This window comes from Evtepia sp., assembly GCF_056797215.1.
In genome coordinates this window covers 1-6778 of record NZ_JBQILM010000057.1, presented here as the reverse complement: position 1 = coordinate 6778, position 6778 = coordinate 1, and the positions used below count along the sequence as shown (strand labels likewise).

Here is a 6778-nt window from a genome sequence, read left to right as displayed (position 1 = left end):
AACGGCGAGGTAGTGGAAGCCCCACTGAAAACAAAAAATTCCTACCGCACCATTTCCTTGGGAGAGGATGCGGTAGGAATTCTAAAAAAGCAGAAGAAAAAATGCGGTGACAGCGAGTACGTATTTCCTTCGCCGACGGGTGGGCCGATCTCCCCAGACAGCGTAATCCAGATGCTCCACCGGGTTCTGAAGCGGGCAGGACTGCCAAAAGTGAGATTTCATGACCTGAGACACACCTTCGCCACAGTAGCCCTGCAAAACGGGGTGGACATCAAGACGGTTTCCGGGATGTTGGGCCACTACTCAGCAGGATTCACCCTGGACACCTACGCCCATGTCACTACCCAGGCACAGCGGGAAGCAGCAAAAACAATGGGCAGCGTCCTCTCCGGTGCTCTCTAATCCTTTCCAGACATTTCCCCGTATGGGTCAAGAAATGGGTCAAAAACAGAGAGCAAAAATTAACCAGCATAAAAAGTGATGAAAAACAAAAATAATCCTCTGATTTCAAGCGAAATCAGAGGATTTCTGGTTGCGGGGACAGGACTTGAACCTGCAACCTCCGGGTTATGAGCTGCGCTCCAAAGTGCGGTTTGGGCCTTTCCAGCATGTTCTGGGCCTCTTCCCAACGGAGTCAAATACTTTCCAATCCTCTTTTCTCCGTTGTTCCCACTGTCTTTTTCCTGTTCTGGGTCAAGTTATGGGTCAGAGGTTAATAGGCAGCTCAAATACTACTACGGAGAATACAACCAATAGAGCGAGGCTGTTGGAGACGGCGGCGCAAAACTTCAGATGCGCAAATCAATCTGTTTTTTTCTGATCTTCAAATCGTACTCTTGACAATCCCTGCACCGAAGTATATACTTTTCTCAATTGAATAAAGATCTTCAGGGCGGGGTGCAATTCCCCACCGGTGGTATAGCCCACGAGCCGTAAGGCATGATTCGGTGAAACTCCGAAGCCGACAGTATAGTCTGGATGAAAGAAGATCGTGTGAACGCAGAAAGAAAATATCTCTGCGCCCATTTGTTGCCACGCCCTGGAACGATTTATCGTCCCAGGGCTCTGTATTTCAGGGGTGCGGGACCTGTGTCCGTTTCACGGTGTCTTGATGATCTCATTCAAGGCACTTTTTTTGTTTGGAGGCGAAGGAAATGAAGGACACAGACTACATGGCCCTGGCCCTCTCTCTGGCGGAGCGAGGCCGGGGCTGGACCAGCCCCAACCCCATGGTGGGCGCGGTGCTGGTGAAGGAAGGGCGGATCATCGGCCAGGGCTGGCACAAGCGTCGGGGCGGGCTTCACGCAGAGCGGGAGGCGCTGGCTAACTGCCAAGAATCTCCTGCCAGGGCTACTCTGTATGTGACCCTGGAGCCGTGCTGCCATTATGGAAGACAACCCCCCTGCACTGACGCTATCCTGGAGGCAGGGATCAGCCGGGTAGTGGTGGGTTCCGTGGACCCCAACCCATTGGTGGCCGGAAAGGGAATCGATCTCCTCCGCACTCATGGTGTCGCAGTGGAGACAGGGGTGCTTCGAGCAGAATGCGACCGGCTGAATCGGGCTTTTTTTCACTACATCACCACGAAGCGTCCCTATGTGACCATGAAATATGCCATGACCCTGGACGGCAAAATCTCCACCTGTACCGGGGCCTCCCAGTGGATTACTGGTGAGGCGGCCCGGGAGCGGGTCCACTGGGATCGACACGTCAACGCCGCCATTCTGGTGGGGGTAGGCACTGTGTTGGCAGACGATCCTCTGCTGACCTGCCGGATGGACGGGGGCAAAAATCCCCTTCGAGTGGTCTGCGACACCCGCCTGCGCACCCCTCTGGACAGCAAACTCCTCCGCACGGCACACGAGGTTCCCACTATCCTCGCCACGGGGCCAGTGACGCCGGAGAAGGCCGCACCCTATGAGGCCGCTGGCTGTCAGGTGTGGCCTCTGCCCCTGCGGGAGGGGCATGTGGACCTGGCGGCGCTGATGGACCAGCTGGGGACGGCGGAGATTGACAGCCTGCTCCTGGAGGGGGGCGGCACGCTGAACTGGTCTATGCTGGAGGCAGGACTGGTCCAACGAATCCAGGCCTATATTGCCCCCAAGCTCTTCGGCGGGGAAGGGGCAAAGTCCCCTGTGGGCGGAGCGGGGGTAGCTCTGCCGGACCGGGCCTTCCGGCTGGAGGACACGACCGTTACCCGGATTGGGGAGGACTTTTTGATAGAGGGGGATGTCCAATATGTTCACAGGGATCGTTGAGGAATTGGGAACGATCCGGGCCATCCAGCGGGGAACCCACTCGGCGGTACTGTCTATTGGGGCCTCCCTGGTGCTGTCCGATTTGAAAATCGGGGACAGTGTGGCAGTGAACGGGGTTTGCCTCACGGCCACAGGGAAGGACGGCGGCGGCTTCACAGCCGACGTGATGCACGAGACCCTGAACCGCTCCTCCCTGGGAAAGCTGGTGCCCGGCAGCCCGGTGAATCTGGAGCGGGCTATGCCGGCAAATGGCCGCTTCGGCGGACACATCGTCTCCGGGCACATCGACGGGGTGGGAACCATCCTGTCCGTCCACCGGGACGACAACGCCCTGTGGTACACCGTCCGGGCCGCGCCTGAACTGCTGCGGTATGTGGTGGAGAAGGGCTCTGTCACGATTGACGGTGTGAGCCTTACGGTGGCCGCAGTGGAGGCGGATCGGTTTTCTGTCTCCCTCATCCCCCACACCGCTATGGTTACTGTGCTGGGCCGGAAGCGCCCGGGGGATACGGTCAACCTGGAGACGGACATCATCGGAAAGTATGTGGAAAAGCTGCTGAATCCCCAGGAGGAGCTTTCCTCTAAAGGGGGAATTACTATGGATTTTCTCAGGGAAAACGGATTTTAACAGGGAGGAATTTTTATGGAACATCCATACTGCACCGTAGAGGAGGCACTGGAGGAGCTGTATTCCGGGCGCATCATTATCTCCATTGACGACCCAGACCGGGAGAACGAGGGAGACATGATCTGTGCCGCCCAGTTCGCCACCACCGAGAACGTCAACTTTATGGCGGTTCACGCCAAGGGCCTGATCTGTACCCCCATGAGCGGGGAGGTGGCCGACCGCCTGGGCCTGGAGCAGATGGTGAAGGTAAACACAGACAACCACTCCACCGCCTTTACGGTGTCCATTGACCATGTGGATACCACCACCGGAATCTCAGCAGAGGAGCGAGCCTACACCTGCCGCAAATGTACCGATCCCGCCACCCGTCCGGAGGATCTGCGCCGTCCCGGCCACGTATTTCCGCTGGTGGCCCGGCGGGGCGGGGTGCTGGTTCGGAACGGCCACACCGAGGCCACGGTGGATTTGTGCCGCCTGGCCGGACTGACCCAGTGCGGCCTGTGCTGTGAGATCATGCGGGATGACGGCACTATGATGCGCACCGTCGAGCTGCTGGAAAAGGCGAAGGAGTGGGGACTGAAGGTGGTAACCATCAAGGCCCTCCAGGACTACTGCCGCCGCCACGATAGGCATGTGGTCCGGGAGGCCAGCGCCCAGCTGCCCACCCGGTTCGGAGAGTTCCAAGTCTATGGCTACGTGAACGACATCACTGGGGAACACCATGTGGCCCTGGTGAAGGGGAACATCGGAGACGGAAAGGACGTGCTGTGCCGGGTTCACTCCGAATGCCTTACCGGGGATGTGTTCGGCTCCCGCCGGTGCGACTGCGGCCAGCAGCTGGCAGCCGCCTTGGGGCAGATTGAGGCAGAGGGCAGGGGCGTTTTGCTGTATATGCGCCAGGAGGGCCGAGGGATCGGCTTGATCAACAAACTAAAGGCCTATGCTCTCCAGGAGCAAGGTCTGGATACTGTGGACGCCAACGTCAAGCTGGGCTTTGCCCCCGACCTGCGGGAGTACTGGACCGGAGCGCAGATTTTGCGTGATCTGGGCGTGCGGACTATGCGACTGCTGACCAACAATCCGGACAAGGTATATCAGCTGTCCGGCTTCGGCCTAGAAATTGCGGAGCGGGTGCCCATCCAGGTAGCCGCCACCGCTGAGGATCTGTTCTATCTGCGGACCAAGCAGCAGCGCATGGGGCATTTGTTGAGCTATTAAAAATGGGAGGAAATGATGATGAAAATTTATGAGGGTAAACTGGTATCTGAAAACATCAAAATCGGCATTGTAGCAGCGCGGTTCAATGAGTTCATCGTCTCCAAGCTGATTAGCGGCTGTGAAGATGTTCTGCTACGCCATGGCGTGCTGGGGGAGGACATTTCGCTGGCCTGGGTCCCCGGAGCCTTTGAGATTCCCATTATTGCCGCCAAGATGGCCAAAAGCGGGAAGTACGATGCAGTGATCACCCTGGGTGCTGTAATCCGGGGCAGTACAAGCCACTACGACTACGTGTGTGCCGAGGTGTCCAAGGGAATCGCGGCGGTATCGCTGGAGAGCGGCATCCCAGTCATGTTCGGTGTTTTGACCACCGACACCATTGAACAGGCCATTGAGCGGGCCGGGACAAAGGCTGGCAATAAGGGGGCCGACTGCGCACAGGGTGCCATTGAGATGGTGAACTTGATTCGGAAGCTAGATGGATAGCTGTAAGAGGCACGCGACAACTTCAGCCTATGTTACAGTATGACGAGCCATGTAGCCGGTGTGCGGCATCTAGCAGTCTCAACAATTCTACCGACCAGCAAGGTGAACCGAAGGGGCGAAGGGGAAGCAGGATAAAAGCGTGCCGCCTTGACGGCGTCCCGCTGGTTCACACCGTCCCGCAGTGCGGGCCGGGGAAACGGAAAACGGGGGTTTTAGGACGAAGTTCCTATGTTTTCAAGATTTTTGTTCAGTCCGTCAATGACGTCAATTTAAGGAGACACTTCACGGTTTGACGTCTTGTTAGCCGCGATGCTTACAGTGCCAACAGGTTTGGCGGTGGCAACTGCGTCACAACGAGAAATTTTCAGTTTTTATGAGAGCTGAAAGGGCAAAGTCAATACAGAAGAAGGGAAGCAACCTGCGCCACTAAGTCCCCTGTGTATCGGCCTGTAAGCCGCTGTGTGCGGTTTTGTTGGAGAGGCAACCTGTCCCCGCCTCGTACGCTAAACGCCGTGTTGGAGGTCTGTGGGCCGCTGTCAGCGACGAGATCATCAGTCTATGAGTTGCACCAGCGTTACCAAAGAGAGAGCAGTGAGCCAACACGCAAATTTTGCTACGCAGAAAACAATGAATAGGCGATTTTTCTCGGTAGCAAGAGAGTTTGAATTTTCTGATAACTCTGCCCCGAACCCCTGGCTATTGGGCCAAGGCTGTGGTATGTTGTGTCGCTGAACGGAGGCGATACATATGGCAAAACGCAGAGCCAACGGTGAAGGCAGCATCCGCAAAAGGCCAGACGGTCGATGGGAAGGCCGTTACACCGCCGGACGGGACCCGGAGACTGGCAAAACGGTCTACAAGAATGTCCTGGGCAAGACCCAGGCAGAGGTAAAAGCGAAGCTCAAACAGGCGATTCAGGAAACCTCAGAAGTGGATACCCTCAAGGCGGCGCAGTACACCGTCGGTCAGTGGATGGATATCTGGTTCGAGAACTACGCCAAAATCAAGGTACGCCCCACCTCTCACCAAACATACAGAGGGTACATCGACAACCACATCAAGCCGAATATCGGCAAAATCCAGTTAAACAAGCTGACCACCCTGGAACTGCAAAAACTCTACAAAAAGCTGTTGTCCAGAGGTAGAGTGGACCGGATTGAGGCCAAAGGGCAGCCAAAAGGACTGAGTCCCAAGACGGTGAGGAACATCCACCAAGTCATTTCCTCTGCGATGGATTTTGCAAAGGCGCAGAAGCTGATTGCAGTCAATCCCACGGACGGCTGTGCCCTGCCAAAGCTGGAGCACAGGGAGATGAAGACGCTCCCGGTGGAGCAACTAGCCTCCTTCCTTCGGGAAGCCAAGGAGAGCGGCGTGTTCGAGATGTACTACATCGAGCTGGCCACAGGACTGCGACGGGGAGAACTCCTTGGCCTGAAATGGGAAGACCTTGATTTGGAACAGTGTACCCTCCGGGTTCAGCGGCAGGTCTCCCGAATCAACGGCGAGGTAGTGGAAGCCCCACTGAAAACAAAAAATTCCTACCGCACCATTTCCTTGGGAGAGGATGCGGTAGGAATTCTAAAAAAGCAGAAGAAAAAATGCGGTGACAGCGAGTACGTATTTCCTTCGCCGACGGGTGGGCCGATCTCCCCAGACAGCGTAATCCAGATGCTCCACCGGGTTCTGAAGCGGGCAGGACTGCCAAAAGTGAGATTTCATGACCTGAGACACACCTTCGCCACAGTAGCCCTGCAAAACGGGGTGGACATCAAGACGGTTTCCGGGATGTTGGGCCACTACTCAGCAGGATTCACCCTGGACACCTACGCCCATGTCACTACCCAGGCACAGCGGGAAGCAGCAAAAACAATGGGCAGCGTCCTCTCCGGTGCTCTCTAATCCTTTCCAGACATTTCCCCGTATGGGTCAAGAAATGGGTCAAAAACAGAGAGCAAAAATTAACCAGCATAAAAAGTGATGAAAAACAAAAATAATCCTCTGATTTCAAGCGAAATCAGAGGATTTCTGGTTGCGGGGACAGGACTTGAACCTGCAACCTCCGGGTTATGAGCCCGACGAGCTACCAATTGCTCTACCCCGCGATATGGTGCCGGAGACCGGGGTCGAACCGGCACGGGATCGCTCCCACGGGATTTTAAGTCCCGGGCGTCTGCCAATTCCGCCACTC

At 56.4% G+C, this 6778-nt stretch carries 6 protein-coding genes, 1 tRNA gene and 1 riboswitch; of the genes, 6 read left to right on the top strand and 1 reads right to left on the bottom strand.

The features are described from left to right. From ACTOZL_RS09890 to ACTOZL_RS09865, 6 genes are all read left to right on the top strand, one after another. Nucleotides 1-402: tyrosine-type recombinase/integrase (locus ACTOZL_RS09890; protein WP_482478215.1), on the top strand; the 402-nt coding region annotated here is incomplete at its 5' end. Nucleotides 403-879: 477 nt separating this feature from the next. Beyond that, nucleotides 880-994: riboswitch (FMN riboswitch) on the top strand. A 160-nt stretch (nucleotides 995-1154) separates the two neighbouring features. Next, nucleotides 1155-2258 (top strand): bifunctional diaminohydroxyphosphoribosylaminopyrimidine deaminase/5-amino-6-(5-phosphoribosylamino)uracil reductase RibD, encoded by a 1104-nt coding sequence (gene ribD, locus ACTOZL_RS09885; RefSeq protein WP_482478214.1) that lies wholly within the window; start codon nucleotides 1155-1157, stop codon nucleotides 2256-2258. After that, the gene (locus ACTOZL_RS09880) at nucleotides 2239-2886 is read left to right on the top strand and encodes a riboflavin synthase (protein ID WP_482478213.1); all 648 of its coding nucleotides are present in this window, start codon (nucleotides 2239-2241) and stop codon (nucleotides 2884-2886) included. Before ribD ends, ACTOZL_RS09880 begins: the two co-directional genes overlap by 20 nt. Before the next feature lie 15 nt (nucleotides 2887-2901). Further along, nucleotides 2902-4104 (top strand): bifunctional 3,4-dihydroxy-2-butanone-4-phosphate synthase/GTP cyclohydrolase II, encoded by a 1203-nt coding sequence (locus ACTOZL_RS09875; protein WP_251319851.1) that lies wholly within the window; start codon nucleotides 2902-2904, stop codon nucleotides 4102-4104. Between the two features lie 18 nt (nucleotides 4105-4122). Next, nucleotides 4123-4590 (top strand): 6,7-dimethyl-8-ribityllumazine synthase, encoded by a 468-nt coding sequence (gene ribH / locus ACTOZL_RS09870; protein ID WP_482478212.1) that lies wholly within the window; start codon nucleotides 4123-4125, stop codon nucleotides 4588-4590. Nucleotides 4591-5337: 747 nt separating this feature from the next. Next, a complete protein-coding gene (locus tag ACTOZL_RS09865; protein ID WP_482478211.1) occupies nucleotides 5338-6489 on the top strand; it encodes a tyrosine-type recombinase/integrase in 1152 nt (383 codons plus the stop codon). A gap of 127 nt (nucleotides 6490-6616) precedes the next feature. On the opposite strand, the gene ACTOZL_RS09860 is transcribed toward ACTOZL_RS09865, so the two are convergent. Then, nucleotides 6617-6692 (bottom strand) — tRNA-Met (locus tag ACTOZL_RS09860). Between the last annotated feature and the right edge of the window lie 86 nt (nucleotides 6693-6778).

What these genes read in the sequence shown, in the direction of transcription:
- ribH (WP_482478212.1), top strand. Translation starts at nt 4,123, where the DNA reads ATGAAAATTTATGAGGGTAAACTGGTATCTGAAAACATCAAAATCGGC.
- ACTOZL_RS09865 (WP_482478211.1), top strand. Translation starts at nt 5,338, where the DNA reads ATGGCAAAACGCAGAGCCAACGGTGAAGGCAGCATCCGCAAAAGGCCA.
- ACTOZL_RS09880 (WP_482478213.1), top strand. Translation starts at nt 2,239, where the DNA reads ATGTTCACAGGGATCGTTGAGGAATTGGGAACGATCCGGGCCATCCAG.
- ribD (WP_482478214.1), top strand. Translation starts at nt 1,155, where the DNA reads ATGAAGGACACAGACTACATGGCCCTGGCCCTCTCTCTGGCGGAGCGA.
- ACTOZL_RS09875 (WP_251319851.1), top strand. Translation starts at nt 2,902, where the DNA reads ATGGAACATCCATACTGCACCGTAGAGGAGGCACTGGAGGAGCTGTAT.